The following is a 21,628-nucleotide window of genomic DNA, read 5'->3' as shown; positions in this document are numbered from 1 at the left end:
CGCCGCAGACCGCCCGCAAAGACCACTGCCCGAAGGGTTGGAGCGAAATCGGGTGTTTGAATGCCTCGACTGCTTGCATGGGCATGAGCCCATGCGGCGCACCCGAAGCGTCGACTCATCCCGATTGCGTTCCAACGCGACCCCTGGTAGATCATAAACAGGCTCTGCGGGGCTGGCGCCTGCGCCAGCCCTTTTTTTTGGCAGGTGCGGAAATGGCCTACACACGGCTGTCAGCGAGGCAACGCACAATGGGCGGAGGGGCAGGGGAGCGCGTGGGGTGTGCCGCAAGGCGGGCACCCCAGTCGCCTCTGCTTTTGACCCACCGGCGGCGCTGCCGCACCAACGTCTCGACGACCCATGCTCCTGCCTCGCTATTCCGACATCACGCACGGGCTCACCCAGCGGCCCGCACGCATTTCCCCCAAGTACTTTTACGACCAGCACGGCTCCCAGCTGTTTGAAGCTATTACGCGCCTGCCGGAGTACTACCCCACGCGCACCGAGATGGCGCTGATGCAGGCGCATGCGGACAGCATTGCCCATGCCATTGGCCCGGGGCGCACCCTGATTGAGCTAGGCGCAGGCAACTGCCAGAAGGCCCGCACCCTGTGCCGTCTGGTGCAGCCCGCCTGTTTTGTGGGCGTGGACATTTCGGCGGATTTTCTGGAGCAGGCGGTGCAGGGGCTGCGCGATGAGTTTCCGGCGCTGGATGCCCGTGCGCTGGCGGGCGACATGACGCTGGGAGTGTCACTGCCCGACGACATTCCCCGCACCGGGCGCCTGGTGTTCTACCCGGGCTCGTCCATCGGCAACTTCGACCCGCCGCACGCGCTGGATCTGCTGGCCCACATGCGCGAACTGGTGGACGATGATGGTGGTCTGCTGATCGGCATCGATTTGCCCAAGGACGTGGCGGTGCTCGAAGCCGCGTACGACGATGCCGCGGGGGTCACTGCCGAGTTCAACCGCAATGTGCTGCGGCATGTGAACCGCCTGATCGGCAGCGACTTTGACGTGGCGCAGTGGCAGCACCGTGCGTTCTTCAACACCGAGGCGTCGCGCATCGAGATGCACCTGGAGGCGGCCTCTGACACCGAGGTGTGCTGGCCCGGCGGCGGCCGGAGGTTCGACCGGGGTGAGCGCATCCACACCGAGAACAGCTACAAGTACCCGCTGCCCGTGTTCACCGACATGCTTGCGCGCGCCGGCTTCGCGCAGGCCCAGGCGTGGACGGACGAGCGGGGCTGGTTTGCAGTGGTCCACGCCCGTCCTTGATCGGTGGTATTCATGACCGTGACATCCCCCGCATTCGACACGCTGTTGGCGCGCTACACCGCCGTGCGCGGCCGCTCGCTGGCCCTGGCGGCCCCGCTGTCGCCCGAGGACTGCGCCGCGCAGTCCATGCCTGATGCCAGCCCCACCAAATGGCACCTGGCCCACACCACCTGGTTCTTTGAGACCTTTGTGCTTGAGGCCCACGAGCCCGGTTTCCAGCCGTTTGCACCGGCGTTCCGTGTGCTGTTCAACTCGTACTACAACGGTGTGGGCGCCAAGCACCCGCGCCCGCAGCGCGGGCTGCTCACGCGGCCATCGCTGGAGGAGGTGCTCGCTTACCGGGCCAACGTGGACGCCCGCATGGCACGCTGGGTGCCCACCGTGGCGCACGACGACGCGCTGCGCGGCCTGATCGAGCTGGGCCTGCAGCATGAGCAGCAACACCAGGAGCTGATGCTCACCGATACCCTGCACCTGCTGTCCTGCAACCCCTTGTTTCCCGCCTATGCCAAGGCGTCTGACGCCGTGGCGCCGGAGCCCGCCGGGGCGCTGGCGTGGCACTCGTTTGACGCGGGGCTGACCGACATCGGCCACGCTGGCAGCGGCTTTGCCTTTGACAACGAGGGTCCGCGCCATCGGGTGTATCTGCACCCTTATGCACTGGCCTCGCGGCTGGTGACGCAGGCTGAATATCTCGCGTTTGTGGAAGCGGGCGGCTACCGCAACCCGCTGCTCTGGCTGGCCGAAGGCTGGGACTGGCGGGCGGCGCAGGGCCTGGAGCAGCCGCTGTACTGGCACCGCATCGACGGGGCCTGGCACCACTTCACGCTGGCGGGGCTGCAGCCGCTGCAGGGCGACCAGCCAGTGGTGCATCTGTCGTACTACGAGGCCGATGCCTACGCGCGCTGGGTTGGCGCGCGCCTGCCCACCGAGGCCGAATGGGAGCATGCGGCCGCGCAGGGTACCGCAGGCATGGCGCAGTGGCACGGCGCTGCGTGGCAGTGGACGCAGTCCAGCTACGCGCCATACCCGGGCTTTCGGGTGGCGGAAGGCGCCGTGGGTGAGTACAACGGCAAGTTCATGGTCAACCAGTACGTGCTGCGGGGTTCGTCCAGCGCGACGCCGCCAGGGCATAAGCGGCTGACCTACCGCAACTTCTTCCCGGCCACGGCGCGCTGGCAGTTTACGGGCATTCGGCTGGCACGCGACCCCGGGTGAAGGCGGCCAGCGCCCGGCGCTGACCGCCATCGACCTGTCGCGCTGGAGCAGGCATGACGATGTCGCCATGCGCTGTGAACCTGTTTGCTATGAAATGTGCAGCTGGCAGCGCATATTCCACTAACGCTTGGACGCAAAAAGCCTCAAAACTACGCTGAAGGGTGCCTGGCCATGCGCTTGGGAGGCGCATGGCCCTTTGCACATCAGACCTTGTCGAGTGCCTGCGCCAGGTCGGCCTGCAGGTCATCGATGTGCTCGATGCCGACCGACAGGCGCACCATGCCTTCGCTCACACCGGCCTTGGCCAGTTCTTCGGGGTTGAGCTGGCGGTGGGTGGTGGATGCTGGGTGCGTGGCCAGCGACTTCGCATCGCCAATGTTGACGAGGCGTGTGAAGAGCTGCAAAGCATCCAGGAAGCGCGCACCGGCTGCGCGCGGGTCGGCGTCGCTGTTCTTCACACTGAAGCTCAGGATGCCTGAGGCCTTGCCGCCCGACTGGCGTTGCACCACCGCGTGGTCCGGATGGTCGGGCAGGCCCGCATAGCGCACCCATTCCACCTTGGGGTGGCTCTGCAGGTACTTGGCAATGGCCAGCGTGTTGTCGCAGATGCGGTCCATGCGCAGGGCCAGGGTCTCGATGCCTTGCAGGATCAGGAACGCGCTTTGCGGCGACAGCGCCGCGCCGGTGTTGCGCAGCGGTACCACGCGCGCACGGCCGATGAAGGCGGCAGGGCCCAGGGCTTCGGTGTAGACCACGCCGTGATAGCTCACATCGGGCTCGTTCAGTCGCGGGAAGCGCGCCTTGTGCTGCGCCCACGGAAACTTGCCGCTGTCCACAATCGCGCCGCCCACGCTGTTGCCGTGGCCGCCCAGGTACTTGGTGAGCGAGTGCACCACGATGTCGGCGCCGTGCTCGATGGGGCGCAGCAGGTAGGGTCTGGGCACGGTGTTGTCCACGATCAGCGGCACGCCGTGGTCATGCGCCACCTTGGCGATGGCCGCGATGTCGGTCACGTTGCCCAGCGGGTTGCCAATGGACTCGATGAAGATCGCCTTGGTGCGCGCATCGATGTGCTGCGCAAAGCTGGCCGGGTCACGCGGGTCGGCAAAGCGGGTGGTGATGCCCTGCTGGGGCAGCGTGTGGGCAAACAGGTTGTAGGTGCCGCCATACAGCGTGCTGGCCGACACGATGTTGTCGCCCGCCTCGGCAATGGTCTGGATGGCATACGTGATGGCCGCCATGCCCGAGGCCACGGCCAGCGCGGCAATGCCACCTTCGAGCGCCGCGACGCGCTTTTCGAGCACGTCGGTGGTGGGGTTCATGATGCGGGTGTAGATGTTGCCCGGCACCTTCAGGTCGAACAAGTCCGCGCCATGCTGGGCGCTGTCAAACGCGTAGGCCACCGTCTGGTAGATGGGCACGGCCACGGCCTTGGTGGTGGGGTCGGGGCTGTAGCCAGCGTGAACGGCCAGGGTCTCGATTTTCATGCAGCTTGTCTCTTTCGTTGAAGGGAAGGGAGGAAGGGAGTTGGGGCAACCGGCTTCCACCCGTGCTGGGGCGGAGCCGAATGTGCCGATGGCGCGGGCCATTCTGGCACCGCTGGCCCACCGCGTCATCGAATCGTTGGCTATGTGCTTATGACGTTCTTGCGTGCCGGGAGGGCCCTCAGGCCACAGGCTCGTCCAGGGCGCTGTCGCTGGGCTCTGGCGCGGTGCGCCGCTGCGGCCGGCTGCGTCGCCAGGCCTTCTCGATCTCCACCACCACCAGCACCACCAGCGCGGCGCCGATGCACAGCGCCAGCTCGCCCAGGCTCAGCGGCTCGGTGCGGAATATGGGGTTGAGCCAGGGCACATAGATGGTCGCCAACTGCAGCGCAAAGGTCAGCAGCACGGCGCCCAGCAGCGGGCGGTTGCTCCACAGGCCCAGGCGCCAGATGGGCTCGGACTCGGACCGGATGGCGATCACGTGCGCCATCTGCGCCAGCGTGAGCACGGTGAACACCATGGTCTGCCAGTGCGCGTGCCCGGTGTGCAGGGCCCAGGCCTGCACGGCCAGGCACAGCCCGCCAATCAGCAGGCCCACGCCCAGGATGTGCTGCCACATGCCGTGGGCAAACAGGCTCTCGCGCGGCGCGCGGGGCGGGCGCTGCATGATGCCGCGCTCGGCCGGCTCAGCCGCCAGCGCCAGGCCCGGCAGGCCGTCGGTCACCAGGTTGACCCACAGGATGTGGATGGGCAGCAGCGGAATGGGCAACAGCAGCAGCGGCGCCAGGAAGATGGTCCAGATCTCGCCCGAGTTGCCCGTCATGGCGTAGCGCACAAACTTGCGGATGTTGTCGTAGATGCGGCGGCCCTCACGCACCGCTGCGACGATGGTGGCGAAGTTGTCGTCCAGCAGCACCAGGCTGGACGCCTCGCGCGCCACGTCGGTGCCGCCCTGGCCCATGGCCACACCGATGTCGGCACGCTTGAGCGCCGGGGCATCGTTCACGCCATCGCCGGTCATGGCGACGAAGTGGCCCTGGGCCTGCAGGGCCTCGACGATGCGGATCTTCTGCGCCGGGTCCACGCGGGCGTAGACCTGCACCTGCTCCACCTTGGCCCGCAGCGCGGCATCGTCCAATGTGGCCAGGTCGGCGCCGGTCAGCACTGGGGCATCGGCACTGCCCACGATGCCCAGCCGGTGCGCAATGGCGCGCGCGGTGGCGGGGTGGTCGCCTGTGATCATCACTGGCGTGATGCCCGCGCTGATGCAGTCGCGCACTGCGGCCTGGGCCTCGGGGCGGGGTGGGTCGATGAGGGCGATCAGGCCCAGCAGCTCCAGCTGGTTTTCTACCGCGTCGATGTCGTTGGTGTCGGGCAGGCGTGTGTGGCTGCGGCGGGCCAGGGCCAGCACGCGCAGGCCTTGGCCGGCGAGCTGCTGGGCAGTGCCGAGGACCTTGGCGGTGTCGAGTGCGGCAGCGCCCTCAGGCGTCCAGTGGGCGGTGCAGCGGGGCAGCACGGATTCGGGCGCGCCTTTGGTGTAGGCCATAAAACCATCGGCAGCGCGGTGGAAGGTGGTCATGCGCTTGCGGTCGGAGTCAAAGGGCTGCTCCTGCACGCGGGGGCTGGCGGCGTCAAGCAGGGCCTTGTCCAGCCCGCCCGCGTGGGCGGCCAGCACCAGCGCGGTTTCGGTGGGGTCGCCCAGCCACTGGGTGCCTGACGGACCCTCTTCGGCCTTTGCCTGTAGCGTGGCATCGTTGCACAGCGCGGCGGCGCGCAGGGCCTCGGCGTGGGCGGTGCCGGGCAGGGGGTCGCCAGGCACCCAGCGCACGCCGTGGGCCAGCAGCAGCTCGGCGTGCATGCGGTTTTGGGTCAGGGTGCCGGTCTTGTCGGAGCAGATGGTGGTGACCGAGCCCAGCGTCTCCACCGACGGCAGGCGCCGCACCAGCGCATGCACGGCCACCATGCGGCGCGCGCCCAGGGCCAGCAGCACCGTGACCACGGCGGGCAGGGCCTCGGGGATGGCGGCCACGGCCAGGCTGATGGCGGTGAGCGCCATGAGTAAGGGTGCCTCGCCGCGCAGCACGCCCACCACAAAGATCACCGCGCAGATGCCCAGCACCGCCATCGCCAGGCGCTTGCCAAACGCGGCCAGGCGCAGTTGCAGCGGTGTGCTGCGGTCGCCGGTGTCGAGCAGCGTGGCCACCTTGCCCAGCTCGGTGTGCATGCCGGTGGCTACGACCAACCCGCGCGCCCGGCCATGGGTAGCCGTGGTGCCCTTGAAGGCCATGTTGGTACGGTCGCCCAGCGCGCCCACGTCTTCGGCCGCCAGGGCCTCGGTCTGCTTGGCCACGGTGACGGACTCGCCCGTGAGGGCCGATTCGTCCACCTGCAGTTGCGCAATCTCGATGAGCCGCAGGTCGGCCGGGATCTGGTTGCCAGCCTCCAGCAGCACGATGTCGCCGGGCACGAGCACGGTGGCATGTACCTTCTGCACCTCACCGCCGCGTAGCACGGTGGCGTGTGCCGCCGCCAGCTGGCGCAGCGCAGCCATGGCCTGGTCGGCGCGCCAGGCCTGCACAAAGCCGATGACGGCGTTGAGCACCACGATGACAAGGATCACCAGCGTGTCGGTGACCTCGCCCACCAGCCCCGAGATAACGGCTGCGCCCAGCAGCACCAGCACCATGAAGTCCTTGAACTGGTCGGCCAGCAGACGCCACCAGGGGCGGTCTCGCGATGCGGCCAACTCGTTGGCGCCATGGGTGGCGCTGCGGCGCTGCGCCTCGTCGGCATGCAGGCCTGCGTCAGGGTCGACGCCATGGGCCTGGGCGACGGCCTCCGTGGGGTGCAGGTGCGGCGCGGTGGATGGGGACATGCGGCGATCGGTGAAACGGGCCGCACGCCCTCGCATCAGTGCGCGACTTGCGGCCGGGCTTTGTAGAACAGGAGCGGGGCTTCTGGCACCTGGTTCAGCACCTGGCGCTTGATCTTGCCCACCACGTGCATTTCACAGGGCTTGCAGTCAAAGCGCAAGGTTAGCTTCTCCTTGCCGTTGATCAACATCAAGGGTTCGGCCTTGATGGTGCCCTGCACGCCCGTCACGCCCTTGGCCTGCTTGGGGCACAGGCTCATGGAAAAGCGCACGCAGTGCTTGGTGATCATGAGGCTGACTTCGCCTTCTTCTTCATGCGCCTCGTAGGCCGCAGCGATCACCTTCACGCCGTGGCGCACGTAAAAATCGTGGGCCTTGTGGTTGAACACATTGCCCAGGAAGGAGAGCGTGTCCTCGGGGTAGGGCACAGGGGGCTCCACCGGTATGGCACGCGGCAGGCGGGCAAAGTTGCTGGCGCGGTTGGCCTCCAGGTCGGCCACGGCATCGCGGCGCAGCGCGTTGAGCACCGAGGCGGGCACAAACCAGGGCTGCGACAGTTGCAACGCAATGTCGTGCACCGCAAACACCGTGGCGCCAAAGCGGCCCAGTTGCTCGCGCAGGCTGGCTTCGGCCTTGGCCGGATCGGTGGCGGGTTGGTGGGGCTGTTGCACGTCGGCACTGCCCACGTTGCCATCCTCGTCGGTCAGCATCAGGCTGAAGCCGCTGGGCGTTTCGCTCAGGTGCGCCCACAGGCCGATGCGGCGGTCGCTGGACTTTTTCTCCAGCGTGCGCACCCAGTCCATGTCGCGGTTGCGGTTGACCTCGGTGCCCTTGCGCAGATCCTTGAAGCCTTCCATCGGGTCCTTGGGGTACACACGCCACTGGCCCACGCTGCGGGCCGACACCGGCTCGGCCACGTTGATGGCCATGCCCACCAGCTCCTTGTGCAGGTCGTAGTAGCACAGGCCATCGCCGTTGTGCAGCACGGTGGCGGGGTCGCTCACTTCCAACTCCACAAAATCAGGGCCTACCTTGGTCACCCAGCCGATGGCCTGGCCGGGGTTCTTGGGGGTGTCGAAGGCGCCGATGTCTTCTTTGCGGCCGGTGACAAAGTAGTCGGTGAACTCGCGGTTGAAGTTCTGGAGCGGGTCGGGTTTGAATGTGAAAGTGGTGCGCCCGCTGGACGAGCGCGACAGCGGCCGGCCCTGCGCCTCGCGCTCTTCGATGATCTCGTCCAGCAGCGTGCGGTAGTGGGCGGTGATGTTCTTCACATAGCCCATGTCCTTGTAGCGCCCTTCGATCTTGAAGCTGCGCACGCCTGCGTCGATGAGAGCACGCAGGTTGTCGGACTGGTTGTTGTCCTTCATGCTCAGCACGTGCTTGTCGTGCGCGATGAAGCGGCCCTGCGCGTCCGTCACCTGGTAGGGCAGGCGGCAGGCCTGGCTGCAGTCGCCCCGGTTGGCGCTGCGGCCCGTTTGCGCATGGCTGATGTTGCACTGGCCGCTGTAGGCCACACACAGCGCTCCGTGGATGAAGAATTCGATGTTGGCGCGGCCGGGGGCATCCACCGGGCCCAGCGCCTTGTGCACGGCGGCAATCTGCTGCACCGTGAGCTCGCGCGCCAGCACGATTTGCGACAGGCCCACATCCTGCAGAAAACGCGCTTTTTCAGGCGTGCGGATGTCGGTCTGGGTGCTGGCGTGCAGCTGGATGGGGGGCAGGTCGATTTCGAGCAGGCCCATGTCCTGGATGATCAATGCATCCGCGCCAGCCTCGTACACCTGCCAGGCCATCTGGCGCGCGGCTTCCAGCTCATCGTCGCGCAGGATGGTGTTGAGTGTGATGAAGATGCGGCTGTTGAAGCGGTGCGCGTGCTTGACCAGGCGCTCAATGTCCCGGATGTCGTTGCCCGCGCTGGCCCGGGCGCCGAAGGCCGGGCCGCCGATGTAGACGGCATCGGCACCGTGGTTGATGGCTTCGATGCCAATGTCTGCGTCGCGCGCAGGCGAGAGCAGTTCGAGCTGGTGGGGCAGGAGGGACATGGGGCGTGATTATCCCAGCCTGGCTTGCCGGGCGGTGCGCGCCGGACGTATTAGCCCGGTTAATGCTGGAGCAAATTACTAAGTTTGCTTAGTAATTTTCCAGAAATGAGGGTTCGGGTGGCTACGATGCAGGGTTTGTTGTGTACAAGTTCGGTGCACAACAGGATGCTTTGACCGACCCAGGAGACTTTGTACTGTGCTGCGCCCCGTTTTCGCTTCTTCGCCCCTGTTCCGTATTTCTGCCCTGACCGCCCTTGCGCTGGCGGCCAACCTGGCCTCCGCCCAGGACGTGCAAACCGTCAAGATCGCCCACGCAGGCCCGGTGTCGGGCGGCATTGCCCACATCGGCAAGGACACGGAAAACGGCGTGCGTCTGGCCATTGACGACCTGAACGCTCAGAACCTCGTTATCGGTGGCAAGAAGATCAAGTTTGAAATTGCGGCCGAAGACGACGCGGGCGACCCGCGCCAGGCCACTGCCGTGGCGCAGAAGCTGTGCGACCAGAAGGTCGCAGGCGTGGTGGGCCACCTGCAGTCGGGCACGTCCATTCCTGCCTCGGCGGTATACGCCAAGTGCGACTTGCCGCACATCACGGCCTCGGCCTCCAACCCCGACCTGACCAAGCCCGGCCACAAGACCACCTTCCGCCTGATCGCCAACGACAACGCGCTGGGCGCTGCGCTGGCGCTGTTTGGCGCGGACCACCTCAAGCTCAAGAACGTGGCCATCATCGACGACCGCACGGCCTACGGCCAGGGCGTGGCCTCGGTCTTCAAGGCCACGGCGCAACAAAAGGGCCTGAAGGTGGTGGCCGAGGAGTTCACCAACGACAAGGCCACCGACTTCATGGCCATCCTCACCGCCATCAAGAACAAAAAGCCCGACGCGATCTTCTACGGCGGCCTGGACGCGCAGGCGGGCCCCATGCTGCGCCAGATGGAGCAGCTGGGCCTGGGCAACGTGAAGTTCTTTGGCGGCGATGCCCTGTGCACCGAGAAACTGCCCGAACTGTCGGGCAAGACGCCCGCGCTGAAAAACGTGACCTGCGCCACGGGCGGCGCGTCGGTGGACAAGATGCAAGGCGGTTCGGACTGGAAGAAGCGCTACGACGCCAAGTTCCCCGGCCAGTTCCAGATCTACAGCCCCTACGCCTATGACGCTGCCATGGTGCTGGCCGACGCGATGAAGCGCGCCAACTCGGTGGACCCCAAGGTGTTCACGCCTTTCCTGGCCAAGACCGAGTACAAGGGCGTGACCGCCAACATCGCCTTCACCGCCAAGGGCGAGCTGACCACCCCCGCCGTGACCTTGTACACATTCAAGGACGGCAGCCGCGTGGCGTTGAACTGAGGCCGTTCGCCTCGGTGGTTTGACCGACTCTTGCCCCAACGGCCGCCTTGTGCGGCCGTTTTGCATTCGGCGTTCATGCGGCGTTTGGCTTTACAGTCAGGCCCCATTGCAAGAACCCGCGGGCCGCCGGCGCCCGCCAAGGAGCCCAGGTATGCGCGCACTGTTTGGATTGGTTGGACTGGTGGTGGTGCTGGCCATCGTGGGCCTGCTGGCCAAGAAGCAACTCGCGGCCACGCGTGCCCCCGTGCCTGCGCTACAGACCGCCACGGGTGCGGCGGCCCCTGCTTCGGCACCCACCGGCACGGTGCGTGAGCAGAGCCAGCAGATGCAGCAGCAGGTCAAGCAGCAGGTAGAAGGCCTGATGCAACAGGCACGCCCCATGCCCGAAGATGAGAAAAAGTGAGCCAAATTGCTGCTAAGCGCTCATATTTCATGCCTTGGTTGCTATTGAAAATATAGTAATGAAGATGGCCGACGACGCGCACTGGATGCGACTGGCCCTGGCCGAGGCGCAAGCCGCTGCCAGCGCGGGCGAGGTGCCCGTGGGCGCCATCGTGGTCAAGGACGGCCAGGTCATCGCCACTGGCCGCAATGCCCCGGTGGAAGGCCACGACCCGACGGCCCATGCCGAGATCGTGGCCCTGCGTGCCGCGGCGCTGCGCCTGGGCAACTACCGGCTGGACGGCTGTAGCCTGTATGTGACGCTGGAGCCTTGCGCCATGTGCAGTGGCGCCATGCTGCATGCCCGCCTGGCACGGGTGGTGTTTGGTGCGATGGAGCCCAAGACGGGGGCGGCAGGCTCGGTGCTCAACCTGTTTGGGCATGCCGAGATCAACCACCAGACCGAGGTGCAGGGCGGGGTGCTGGCCGAAGAATGTGGCGACCTGCTGAGCCACTTTTTTGCGCAGCGCCGCCGCCAGCAGCGCGCCGAGGCATTGGCCCGCCACCCGTTGCGTGACGACGCCCTGCGAACGCCCGATGCGGCGTTTGCCCACCTGCCCGGCTACCCTTGGGCTCCCCATTACATCAGCGACCTGCCCAGTCTGGCGGGCCTGCGCCTGCACTACCTGGACGAAGGCCCCCGCGATGCACGCCGCACCTGGCTGTGCCTGCATGGCAACCCGGCCTGGAGCTACCTCTATCGCCGCATGCTGCCCACCTTTCTGTCTGCAGGCGACCGCGTGGTGGCGCCCGATCTGATCGGCTTTGGAAAAAGCGACAAGCCCAAGAAGGAAGGTGCGCACCAGTTCGAATGGCACCGCCAGGTGCTGCTGGAGCTGATCGAGCGGCTGGACCTGCGCAATGTCGTGCTGGTGGTGCAGGACTGGGGCGGCATCCTGGGCCTCACGCTGCCCGTGGCGATGCCCGAGCGGTTTGGCGGCCTGCTGGTGATGAACACGCTGCTGGCCACAGGCGATGCACCGTTGCCCCAGGGCTTTGTGGACTGGCGTGCGATGTGCCGGGACAAGCCGCTGTACGGGGTAGGGCGCCTGCTGGCACGCGGCAACCCGCACCTGAGCGCTGCGGAATGCGCAGCCTACGATGCCCCCTTTCCGGACAAAGGTTACCGGGCTGCGCTGCGTGCGTTCCCTGACCGTGTCCCTGCCGCTCTGGATGACGCCGGTGCGGCGCTGTCGCGTGCAGCCCGCGATTTCTGGCAGCACCGGTGGCAAGGCCGCAGCCTGATGGTGGTGGGGGCGCAAGACCCCGTGCTGGGGCTGCCCACCATGCGGGCGTTGCAACACCACATCCGTGGATGCCCCGAGCCGGTGGTGCTGCCGCATGCGGGCCATTTTGTTCAGGAGCATGGCGAGGCCATTGCTGCACAGGCTGTGGAATACTTCACGCACTGATGTGCCCGCTGGCGCCCCATGACGGCATGGGGCACCGGGCATCCCCCCTGTTTACGGAGCAGGCCCCACCGGGGCCTGAGCGCTTTGCACGACCACCATCACGACCACTCCCAGTGCGACCACGACCACGGTCCCAAGCACATCTACATCTATTCGCCTTCCAGTGCAGTGCGCGACAAGGCCGCCTTCAAGCGGGGCATTGCCCGCCTCAAGGCCCAGGGCCATGAGGTGGAGGTGGATGTGGACGCGCTGGCCACACACACACGCTTTGCGGGCGACGACGCCACCCGGCTGGCCGCCATCCACCGTGCGGCGGCCAGTGGCGCCGATGTGGCGCTGATCTCGCGCGGGGGCTATGGCCTCACCCGCATCCTGCCGGGCATCCGCTACAAGGCGGTGGCCAAGGCCATCGAAAAGGGCACCCACTTTGTGGGCGTGAGCGACTTCACCGCCTTTCAGCTTGCCGTGCTGGCCAAAACCGGGGCCACCACCTGGGCGGGGCCCTCACTGGGGGCCGATTTTGGGGTGGAGGGCGCGCCCGACGACATCATGGAAGCCTGCTTTGACGACCTGCTGACCGGCCACGGCGAGGGCACGGGCTGGCGCATGCACAAGGAAAAGCCCCATGCCACTACCGGCAAGCCTGCTGTGCCCAACGTCTATGTGAAAAGCGCCACCCTGTGGGGCGGCAACCTGGCGGTGCTGGCTTCGCTGGTCGGCACGCCGTACTTCCCGCAGGTCAAGGGTGGGGTGCTGTTTGTGGAGGATGTGCACGAACATCCCTACCGCGTTGAGCGCATGCTGACCCAGCTGCTGCACGCCGGTGTGCTGGCCCAGCAGAAAGCCGTGGTACTGGGGCAGTTCACCAACTTCAAGCTGGCACCGCACGACAAGGGCTACAAGCTGCAGTCGGTGGTGGACTGGCTGCGCACCCAGATCAAGGCGCCCGTGCTGACCAACCTGCCGTTCGGGCATGTCGAGACCAAGGTGCTTCTGCCTGTGGGCGCTATGGTGTCGTTGTCTGTGGAAGAGCGGGATGCGCTGATCTATTGGGGGCACCAGCACTGAGGGGGTAGGGCCTTCGCTGGGGCGGCCCTGACCGTGGTGCCAAACGTGAACGGGCCCAGGCACTCAGGGCCGCAATCTCAGAATGTCACAAGTGCGCGCGGGGTGCGTGCGGCATTTGCGGCACCCGCAGCGACAGGGGCAACTGTCCCTGGAACATCGGCGTGATCCGGTCCAGCACCGTCTGAGCAGTGGCCTCGCCGCGCAGCAGGGTGAGCGTGTCGAGCAAATCGCTGCGCAGGTACCACAGCGCTTCAATATCGCCCGCGTAGCGCAGGCGCATGTTCATGCGCGCCACTTCGCACCCGGTCAGCCCCATCAGGCTGTGCAGCATGGCACGCCGCACTTCTTCCAGACCCTGGTCGCGCACCCACGCCGTCGAAGACGGCTTGTCACGGCCCAGCAGGTCGTGCAGGTTGTTGCGGAGATTGGGCTTGTTCCAGCGCATGTGCGGAGGGAAGTGCGGTTTTTGTAACAGGGTCGATCAAAGTAAGCGGGACTAAGGATTGACGCAAGGGTGGCGCTCCTGTTTTTGCATAAAGACAACACGATGCCCCGGTTTGTTGCGAACTTTTACGCATTCCGCACGAATGTTCGCGGGGTCCAAGTGTGGCTGGGGCGGCCGAGCCGTTGTGCAGCCAAAGGCGAGGGTGGGAGCGCTGGAAGGTGGCCGCTCCAGCACCCTCATAGAGCGCCTCCGAACCGATGGCCGGGTCGCGGCGGCAGGCCTCTCTGGCTTGCAAAGACCCTGGCAAAGGATTGTTGACGCTTTGTTAGGTGCGTCTTCGTTGAGCTTGCACTAAACTGATTCACATGATGTTACTTATCGGCCATCGTTCATGAGTGTGTTGTCGACGGTGGTCTTCGCCGACATCTCGGGCAGCACCTCGTTGTATGAAACGCTGGGCAACGAGCGGGCCACCGAGGCGGTGACTCAGGTCACGCAGTGGATCAGTGACACCATCGAGGCACATGCGGGCCGCGTCGTCAAAAAGCTGGGCGACGGGGTGCTGTGCGTGTTTGGTGACGCGGCCAGTGCCGTCACCGCCACCACCCACATGCTGCGCCAGCACCAGGCGCGCCTGGACCGGTGGCCGCAGCCGCTGCGCATGGATATCCGTGTGGGGGTGGCCAGTGGTGAGGTAGTCGATGTGGACGGCGACTGCTATGGCGATGCCGTCAATGTGGCCTCCCGCCTGTGTGAGCGCGCGGGCCCCGCCGAAATATGGGCCACCGAGACAGCGGTGCTGCTGGCAGGGGCGGCGGCCGATGTGTGGTACCGCAAGCTCGGCCTCATGGAGATCCGTGGCAAGGCCGAGTTGCAGATGCTTTACCAGGTGGAATGGCGCGAGAACGAAGAGCCTGACTCACTCACCATGCAGGCGGCGCTGGTCAGCAGCTTTGCGCCGGCCGATTCCATCCTGGGGCAGATCCAGTTTTCCTGGCATGGCGTGGACATGTCGTTCACTTCGTCGGATGCGCCCGTGCATGTGGGGCGTGCCACCCATGCCCAGCTGTGCATCAATGACCCCCGCGTCTCCAGGCTGCATGCGCGCATCGACTGGCGTAACAGCGGCTTTGTGCTGACCGACATGAGCAGCTTTGGCACCTGGGTGCGGTTTGACGGCAGCGACTCGCCTGTGCGGCTGCGCCGCGATGCCTGCATCCTGCATGGCACGGGGCAGATTGCACTGGGCGTTCCCTTCACCGAGTCCAGTGCACCGGTCATGAACTTCCAGGTGTCTGGCACCAGCGTTCATCTGGGCTGAGGCCTTGGGCCAGGGCCGATGGCTGTTGCCGTGCGGCGGGCTTCTGGTCAGCGTGCAGCCCTTTTCACTTCCCAACCAATACAAACAACCCAGAACAATCAGGAGACACGAGACATGGCGTGGATGAAGCGAACGGCCGTCGGGCTGGTGGTGGCGGCCTTGCTGGCTGGCACGGGGGCTGCCGTGTATGTGCAGCGCAGCTTTGCGACGCTGGATGGCAAGCTGGCGGTCAAGGGCCTGCGCCAGGCCGTACAGGTGCAGCGCGATGGCGCCGATGTGACCCACATCCGCGCGCAGAGCCCGCAGGATGCCTGGTTTGCCATGGGCTACGTGCACGCGCAGGAGCGCACCTGGCAGCTGGAGTTCAACCGCCGCGTGATGCATGGCGAGCTGTCCGAGGTGTTCGGGCCCGCCACGCTGGAGACCGACAAACTCATGCGCACGTTGGACATCATGGGCACGGCCAAGCGGCAGTACGCAGGCCTGCCGTTGTATGCCCGGGAGGCCCTGCAGGCCTACAGCCAAGGCATTCACGCCTTCCACCAGAACCGCCCCCAGGCGCTGCCGCCGGAGTTCCACATCCTGGGCGTTCAGCCCGGTGGGGCCACCGGTGCCGTGTGGGAGCCCGAGGACAGCGTGGGCTGGGCGCTGATGATGGCGCTGGACCTGGGCGGCAACTGGGGCAACGAGTTTGCGCGGCTGTCCATCGCCAAAACGCTGGACACCGAGCGCCTGTGGCAGCTGATGCCACCGTACCCGGGCGAGCGCCCCGCAGCCTCGGCCGACCTGGCCGCGTTGTACCGGCAACTGGGGGTGTACCGCGCCACCGATGCCAACGCTTCTGCTGCACCGTCCGCGGCCACAGCGTCGGCCGATCGGGAGGCTGCAACTGCCGCGCTGGGTGAAGGGCCTTTGTCCCGCCAGATCAGTGCCGGCATGCTGGCCTGGGCCGACGAGCTGACCCGCAATGCGGGCACCAACGAGGGCAAGGGCAGCAACAACTGGGTGCTGGCGGGCACCCGCACCGTGAGTGGCAAACCGCTGCTGGCCAACGATCCGCACCTGGGCCTGTCGGCACCCGCCATCTGGTACTTTGCGGGCTTGCAGGCACCGGCAGGCCAGGCGTCTGACGGCACCCCCATGGGCGCCATCGATGCGGTGGGTGCCACCTTGCCCGGCATGCCTTTCGTGGTGCTGGGCCGCACGGACAAAGTGGCCTGGGGCTTTACCAACACGGGCCCGGACGTGCAGGACCTGTACCTGGAGCAGATCAACCCCGCCGACGCGTCGCAGTACCGCACGCCCGAGGGCTGGGCGCCCTTCACGGTGCGTAACGAAACCATCCGCGTGAAAGGGCAGGCCGATGTTGCCCTGAAGGTGCGCAGCACGCGGCACGGCCCCGTGTTGAGCGACGCGCAGAAGTCGCATGCCGACGTGCTGGACCTCGGCAAATACGTGCTGGCGCTGCGCTGGAGCGCGCTCGATGCCGACAACCAGACGGTGCTGGCGGGCCTGCAGACCAACCAGGCGAAATCGGTGGATGCCTTGTTCGCGGCCCTGTCGCACTACCACTCGCCGATGCAGAACGTGGTGGCGGCCGATGACCAGGGCAACATCCGCTTCAAGGCCGCAGGCCGCGCGCCCGTGCGAGACCCTGCCAACGACATCCGGGGCGTGGCGCCGTCACCGGGCTGGGACGCCCGGTACGACTGGAAGGGCTGGCTGCCGTACGACCAGACGCCGGAGGACAACGGCGCCCGGGGCTGGATAGCCACCGCCAACCAGCGGGTGACGGCGCCCGACTATCCCCACTACCTGACCCAAGACTGGGCCTTGCCTTACCGCTACGAACGCATTGCGCAGCTGATCGAGGCCACCGACAAGCACGATGCCGCAAGCATGCAGGCGATCCACCGCGATGTGACCTCACTGGCCACGCGCAAGCTGCTGCCCTACCTCCAGCAGGCCAAGTCATCGCACCCGCTGGCAGCGGCTGCGCAAGAGCAGCTCAAGGGCTTTGACGGCGTGATGGATGCAGGCAAGGCAGCGCCCCTGGTGTTTGCCGCGTGGACCGACGAGTTGGCGCGTGGCCTGATCGTGCCGCGCATTGGCGAGGCGCGGTTCACCGCTACTTATGGCAAACGCGACTACCGGGCGGCGCTGGAGGGCATCCTGGAGCGCAACGACTCCTGGTGGTGCCAACCTTCCTCGTGCGCAGAGCAGTCGGCCGCAGCCCTGGGCCGTGCGCTCGGTCGGCTGCAGGCGGCCTACGGCGCCGATCCCGCGCAATGGCGCTGGGGCGCGGCGCATCCGGCACTCAGCGTGCACCGGCCGTTTGGCAATGTGCCCGCGCTGGCCCGCTTTTTTGACGTAAGCGAACCATCGCATGGCGACTCCTACACCGTCAACGTGGGGCAGTACAACGCGGGCGAAGCCAAGGGCCCGTTTGTGAACCGCCATGCCGCATCGCTGCGCGCGGTGTACGACCTGGCCGACCTGGAACAGTCGCGCTTCATCTACCAGACCGGGCAAAGCGGCCTGGTGTTTTCGCCACGTTACCGCGATATGAGCAGCACCTGGGCGCAGACGGGCTACCGCGCGTTGCAGCGCCAGCCTGCAAGCTGGGCCCATGAGTTGACGCTGGCCCCCGCACCGGCAGCGCCTTAACCACGCTGGAGATCACCATGGGTTTTGTTCCATTGATCGAGGTGACCCGGGGCCACCTCGCCGAATGCCAGCATTGGGGCGCCGTGGCGGTAGCCGACCGCAACGGCCGTGTGCTGGCGCAGGTGGGCGACCCGTACACGGTCACGTTCACGCGCTCCACCATCAAGGCATTTCAGGCCCTGCCATTCATGCAGTCCGGCGGCGCCCAGGCGCTGGGCTGGGGCGCGGATGAACTGGCGCTGCTGTGTGCCAGCCACAACGGCGAGGCCATGCATGTCGAGCAGGTCGAGCGCATGCTGGGCAGTGTGGGGCAGAACTACCGCGCCCTGCGCTGCGGCTGCCACCGGCCGCTGTTTGCCGAGCTGGGGCTGGGTTCGCTGCCAGACGGCTTTGTGCCGGACGAACGCCACAACAACTGCAGCGGCAAACACGCAGGTTTTGTCGCCCATTGTGTGCAGCAGGGCTGGCCACTCGACAACCATCTGGACCCTGCGCACCCGGTGCAGCGGGCGATTCGTAACCTCGTGGCGCAGGCCGTGGGGCTGGCGCCCGAGCAACTGGCCATGGGCATCGACGGATGCTCCGCCCCCAACTACGCCATGCCGCTCGCGCACCTGGCGCGGGGCTATGCGCGCCTGGCGGGTGGGGCGCCCGACACGGATCTGGACCACAGCCTGACCGCACTGGCCGACGCCATGGTGCAACGCCCGGAGCTGGGCTCCGGCACCGGGCGGCATGATCTGGATTTCATGCGGGCGGGGCGGGGCGATTGGGTCTCGAAGACCGGAGCCGACGGGGTGCAGGTGGTGGGCAGCCGCAGCCGTGGCGAGGCCTTTGCCCTCAAGATCATGGACGGCAACATGGTGGCGCAGGTGGCGGCTGCCGTGGAGGTGATGGACCAGCTGGGATGGCTGGATGCAGCCCAGCAGGAGGCCCTGGCGCCTCGCAGAAACGCCGTCATTCGCAATGCCAAGGGGCTGGTGGTGGGCGGCCGCCAGCCTGTCTTTCGCCTGCAGCGCACAACAGCTTGAGCTGGGGTGGCATATGCGTGGCTACTGCCGGAAGTGCCAGCGCATGAGCCCAAGCCGTATTAGGCAAAAATATTGAATCAAATGGGCTGCTAGCGCACTATTCATATGCGCTAGCTGCTTCAAAAAATGTAGCAAAAGGCTCGGTGTCCGGCAGCACGTAGATCACCCCCGGTGCCCTCCCGAACCAAGGCGCGATGAACTGGTCGTAGAACGCGGCAGGTGCGTTCACGCAGCCGTAGCTGATGCGTTTGTCCCGCGCGCCGGGGCTCGCCAGGCGCTGCAGGCGGCGCTCAGCGGCGCTCACGCTGCGCACCCGGTGCAGTGAGACGGCAGCGTCGTAGTCGATCCACACAATGTCTTCACCCTGCAGGTTGCGGCCGGGCTCGGTCACAAAGCGGCCTGCAGGGGTGGTGCGTTCGTGCGGGCGGATGTGGGCCAGGGGCTTGGCCCCGATGCCCGGGGCTGAGCGGTCACCCGCAGCGGCCCCCAGCAGCACGGGTGCGCTGCCCAGCCATTGGGCCTGTGCGGAAAACACGTGGATGCGCGCGGCAGGCTTGTCGATCACGGCAAATGGCAAGCCCTGGTGATCGGCCGTTGCAGTGGACCAGCGCACCAGTTGGCGCACCCGGGCCGATGCGTCGTCTGGCAGCGCCAGGGCAGTCCCCGGTGCGGCTAGCGCACCAGACAGGGTGATCAGGGCACGTCTGCGGTCCATGGAGAAGAGTGGTGTGTGGGCTGTTTACTTCGCAGCCATTGACCGCCCCCCAGGCAGTCGCCACGCCCGCCGCTCCCCGCAGTTTATTGCGGTCAGAGTGAACAAGCTCACAGAAGGTGTCGGTCCAGTTTGCTGCAGCGGCCAATGCCACCAATAATGCCTGCATCCGTGACTCCCGCAAAGCCTGTGGCTTCGAATCGCCATGTTTGACCGTCTTCGCAAAGCGCTACATCTGCCCGGCGGCCCGAATGCCGCGCGGCCCGTGTCCAACCAGGAGGTGGTGCGTTGGGCGGCCACCCAGCGCCTGGCGGTGGTGCCGCAGGCGGTGGACGGGCATTTTGACCTGGGGGGCGATCTGAACGGCCACCCGTGGCGGCTGGAATGTGGCAACCCCACGCGCGACTACGTGCGCGGCCTGGAGTTGCGGGGGCGGGCCGACCTGGGGGTGGACCCTGACGCGGCGGTGATGGTGCTCAACCGTCCCTTGCAGGAGTCGCTGGAGGGCAATGCCTACAACGCCATCACCGACACCCTGCAGACCACGGTGAACGCCAGCCTGCCCGAGGAGATGCGCTGGCTGGCCATGTTTGAAGAGATGACCTGGCCGGGGCTGCCGGCCTCGTTTCGCCAGCACTTTGCGGTGGTGGCTGAGCGCGTCGAGACCGCACAGCGCTGGATCCATGCGCCGGTGGTGTCCCAGTTGCTCAATATCGTGGAAGGCGAGGGCGGGGCCGTGCGGGCGCAGTCGCCGCTGCTGTTGATGCTGGTGCGCGGCAAGGTGTACCTGCGCATGGAGCACACGCAGCGCAGCCTGACGGAGATCGCACAGGCCACGCAATTGCTGCTGGCGGCTGCCCAGGGGGCATTGAACAACCTGCCGCCGCCTGCGGCCGCAGGCGGGCCGACGGAAGACGCTGAAGACCCGCAGTAGGGCTTCTGCGGGTCCCGTGTCCTGTGCCGTGGAGCGTCAGCTACCGCGTGTGACCGGCACGGCGGCGTCGCGGCCGTAGGTGCCGTACTTGCCCAGTTCCCACTTGGCAATCGCGTTGCGGTGCACTTCGTCCGGGCCGTCGGCAAAGCGCAGGGTGCGCGCACCGGCGTAGGCATAGGCGAGTGGGAAGTCGTCAGACATGCCGCCACCGCCGTGCACCTGCATGGCCCAGTCGATGACCTGGCAGGCCATGCTGGGGGCCACCACCTTGATCATGGCGATTTCGGTCTTTGCGACCTTGTTGCCGGCCACGTCCATCAGCCAGGCGGCCTTCAGGGTGAGCAGGCGGGCCATGTCGATCTTGCAGCGGGCCTCGGCAATGCGCTCTTGCGTCACCGTCTGCTGCGCCACGGTCTTGCCGAAGGCCACACGCGAGGACGCGCGCTTGCACATCAGTTCGAGCGCACGTTCGGCCAGGCCGATCAGGCGCATGCAGTGGTGGATGCGTCCGGGGCCCAGGCGGCCTTGGGCGATCTCGAAGCCACGGCCTTCGCCCAGCAGGATGTTGGAGACGGGCACACGCACGTTCTCAAAAGTCATCTCGACGTGGCCGTGCGGCGCGTCGTCGTAGCCCAGCACGTTCAGCGGGCGGATGATCTTGATGCCGGGGGTGTCAGCGGGCACCAGCACCATGCTCTGCTGCGAGTGGCGGGGGGCTTCGGGGTCGGTCTTGCCCATGGTGATGAACACTGCGCAGCGTGGGTCGGCGGCGCCGGAGATCCACCACTTGCGGCCGTTGATCACGTACTCGTCGCCCTGGCGCTCGATGCGCGTCTCGATGTTGGTGGCGTCGCTCGATGCCACATCGGGCTCGGTCATGGCGAAGGCCGAGCGGATCTTGCCTTCGAGCAGCGGCTTGAGCCAGCGGGCCTTGTTGGCTTCGTCACCGTAGCGGGCAATGGTTTCCATGTTGCCGGTGTCGGGTGCGGAGCAGTTGAACACCTCGCTGGCCCATGGCACGCGGCCCATGATTTCGGCCAGCGGTGCGTATTCCTGGTTGGTGAGACCCGCACCTGAATAGCCCGAGGCTGCCGCGCTGTCGACGGGCAGGAACAGGTTCCACAGGCCTGCGGCCTGGGCCTTGGGCTTGAGGTTTTCGATGGTGTTCAGCGCGCTCCAGCGCTTGCCTGCGGCGGTGTTGGCGGCCAGCTCATCCTTGTAGGCGGACTCGTTCGGATAGATGTGGTCATCCATGAACTGGAGCAGCTTGGCCTGCAGTTCCTTGGTTTTGGGCGAGTAGTCAAAGTCCATGGGTTTCTTCTCCGTTGGTAATCGTGGGACGGCGCCGGGGTTGC

The 21,628-nt window shown here is 66.5% G+C and carries 16 protein-coding genes; 10 read left to right on the top strand and 6 right to left on the bottom strand.

The annotated features are described in order from the left end of the window. Positions 1-357: 357 nt before the first annotated feature. A complete protein-coding gene (gene egtD / locus ACODSM_RS16910) occupies positions 358-1,275 on the top strand; it encodes an L-histidine N(alpha)-methyltransferase (protein WP_060985306.1) in 918 nt (305 codons plus the stop codon). 12 nt (positions 1,276-1,287) lie between these two features. Then, positions 1,288-2,493, top strand: coding sequence for an ergothioneine biosynthesis protein EgtB (gene egtB, locus ACODSM_RS16905; protein ID WP_488806260.1), 1,206 nt, complete (start codon positions 1,288-1,290; stop codon positions 2,491-2,493). A 203-nt stretch (positions 2,494-2,696) separates the two neighbouring features. Here the strand turns inward: egtB and ACODSM_RS16900 are convergent, their stop codons facing one another. From ACODSM_RS16900 to ACODSM_RS16890, 3 genes are all read right to left on the bottom strand, one after another. Then, on the bottom strand, positions 2,697-3,980 hold the full coding sequence (locus tag ACODSM_RS16900) for an O-acetylhomoserine aminocarboxypropyltransferase/cysteine synthase family protein (RefSeq protein ID WP_488806258.1): 1,284 nt from the start codon (positions 3,978-3,980) through the stop codon (positions 2,697-2,699). A gap of 178 nt (positions 3,981-4,158) precedes the next feature. Further along, positions 4,159-6,852 (bottom strand): cation-translocating P-type ATPase, encoded by a 2,694-nt coding sequence (locus ACODSM_RS16895; protein ID WP_488806256.1) that lies wholly within the window; start codon positions 6,850-6,852, stop codon positions 4,159-4,161. A 35-nt stretch (positions 6,853-6,887) separates the two neighbouring features. Next, on the bottom strand, positions 6,888-8,891 hold the full coding sequence (locus tag ACODSM_RS16890) for a peptidase U32 family protein (RefSeq protein ID WP_488806254.1): 2,004 nt from the start codon (positions 8,889-8,891) through the stop codon (positions 6,888-6,890). Positions 8,892-9,087: 196 nt separating this feature from the next. Between ACODSM_RS16890 and ACODSM_RS16885 the strand changes: the two genes are divergently transcribed. The 4 genes from ACODSM_RS16885 to ACODSM_RS16870 all read left to right on the top strand — a co-directional run bounded on the left by ACODSM_RS16885 (position 9,088) and on the right by ACODSM_RS16870 (position 13,163). Beyond that, entirely contained in the window at positions 9,088-10,242 is a 1,155-nt protein-coding gene (locus tag ACODSM_RS16885) for a branched-chain amino acid ABC transporter substrate-binding protein (protein WP_060985301.1), read from the top strand. A 151-nt stretch (positions 10,243-10,393) separates the two neighbouring features. Further along, positions 10,394-10,645 carry a hypothetical protein gene (locus tag ACODSM_RS16880; protein ID WP_060985300.1) on the top strand — a complete coding sequence of 84 codons (252 nt, stop codon included), beginning with the start codon at positions 10,394-10,396 and terminating at the stop codon, positions 10,643-10,645. A 58-nt stretch (positions 10,646-10,703) separates the two neighbouring features. Continuing rightward, positions 10,704-12,095 carry a tRNA adenosine(34) deaminase TadA gene (gene tadA, locus ACODSM_RS16875; RefSeq protein ID WP_488806252.1) on the top strand — a complete coding sequence of 464 codons (1,392 nt, stop codon included), beginning with the start codon at positions 10,704-10,706 and terminating at the stop codon, positions 12,093-12,095. Between the two features lie 84 nt (positions 12,096-12,179). After that, positions 12,180-13,163 (top strand): LD-carboxypeptidase, encoded by a 984-nt coding sequence (locus ACODSM_RS16870; protein ID WP_488806250.1) that lies wholly within the window; start codon positions 12,180-12,182, stop codon positions 13,161-13,163. An 85-nt stretch (positions 13,164-13,248) separates the two neighbouring features. Here ACODSM_RS16870 and ACODSM_RS16865 read toward each other — a convergent pair whose 3' ends face one another. Next, the gene (locus tag ACODSM_RS16865) at positions 13,249-13,608 is read right to left on the bottom strand and encodes a hypothetical protein (RefSeq protein ID WP_343734860.1); all 360 of its coding nucleotides are present in this window, start codon (positions 13,606-13,608) and stop codon (positions 13,249-13,251) included. Between the two features lie 391 nt (positions 13,609-13,999). On the opposite strand from ACODSM_RS16865, the gene ACODSM_RS16860 reads away from it, so the two are divergent. The 3 genes from ACODSM_RS16860 (at position 14,000) to ACODSM_RS16850 (ending at position 18,627) form a co-directional block, all read left to right on the top strand. After that, entirely contained in the window at positions 14,000-14,929 is a 930-nt protein-coding gene (locus tag ACODSM_RS16860) for an adenylate/guanylate cyclase domain-containing protein (protein WP_209819322.1), read from the top strand. A gap of 114 nt (positions 14,930-15,043) precedes the next feature. Further along, entirely contained in the window at positions 15,044-17,596 is a 2,553-nt protein-coding gene (locus ACODSM_RS16855) for a penicillin acylase family protein (RefSeq protein WP_488806247.1), read from the top strand. A gap of 17 nt (positions 17,597-17,613) precedes the next feature. Continuing rightward, positions 17,614-18,627 (top strand): asparaginase, encoded by a 1,014-nt coding sequence (locus ACODSM_RS16850; RefSeq protein WP_488806245.1) that lies wholly within the window; start codon positions 17,614-17,616, stop codon positions 18,625-18,627. 97 nt (positions 18,628-18,724) lie between these two features. Here the strand turns inward: ACODSM_RS16850 and ACODSM_RS16845 are convergent, their stop codons facing one another. Next, the gene (locus tag ACODSM_RS16845) at positions 18,725-19,342 is read right to left on the bottom strand and encodes a hypothetical protein (RefSeq protein ID WP_488806243.1); all 618 of its coding nucleotides are present in this window, start codon (positions 19,340-19,342) and stop codon (positions 18,725-18,727) included. Positions 19,343-19,544: 202 nt separating this feature from the next. Here ACODSM_RS16845 and ACODSM_RS16840 point away from each other — a divergent pair, with 202 nt between their 5' ends. Then, the gene (locus ACODSM_RS16840) at positions 19,545-20,273 is read left to right on the top strand and encodes a hypothetical protein (protein ID WP_488806242.1); all 729 of its coding nucleotides are present in this window, start codon (positions 19,545-19,547) and stop codon (positions 20,271-20,273) included. Positions 20,274-20,309: 36 nt separating this feature from the next. On the opposite strand, the gene ACODSM_RS16835 is transcribed toward ACODSM_RS16840, so the two are convergent. Continuing rightward, positions 20,310-21,584, bottom strand: a complete 1,275-nt coding sequence (locus tag ACODSM_RS16835; protein ID WP_209819334.1) for an acyl-CoA dehydrogenase family protein — start codon at positions 21,582-21,584, stop codon at positions 20,310-20,312. Positions 21,585-21,628 lie beyond the last annotated feature (44 nt).

The organism is Acidovorax sp. FG42 (assembly GCF_057809195.1).
This window is presented reverse-complemented; position numbering and strand designations above follow the sequence as displayed.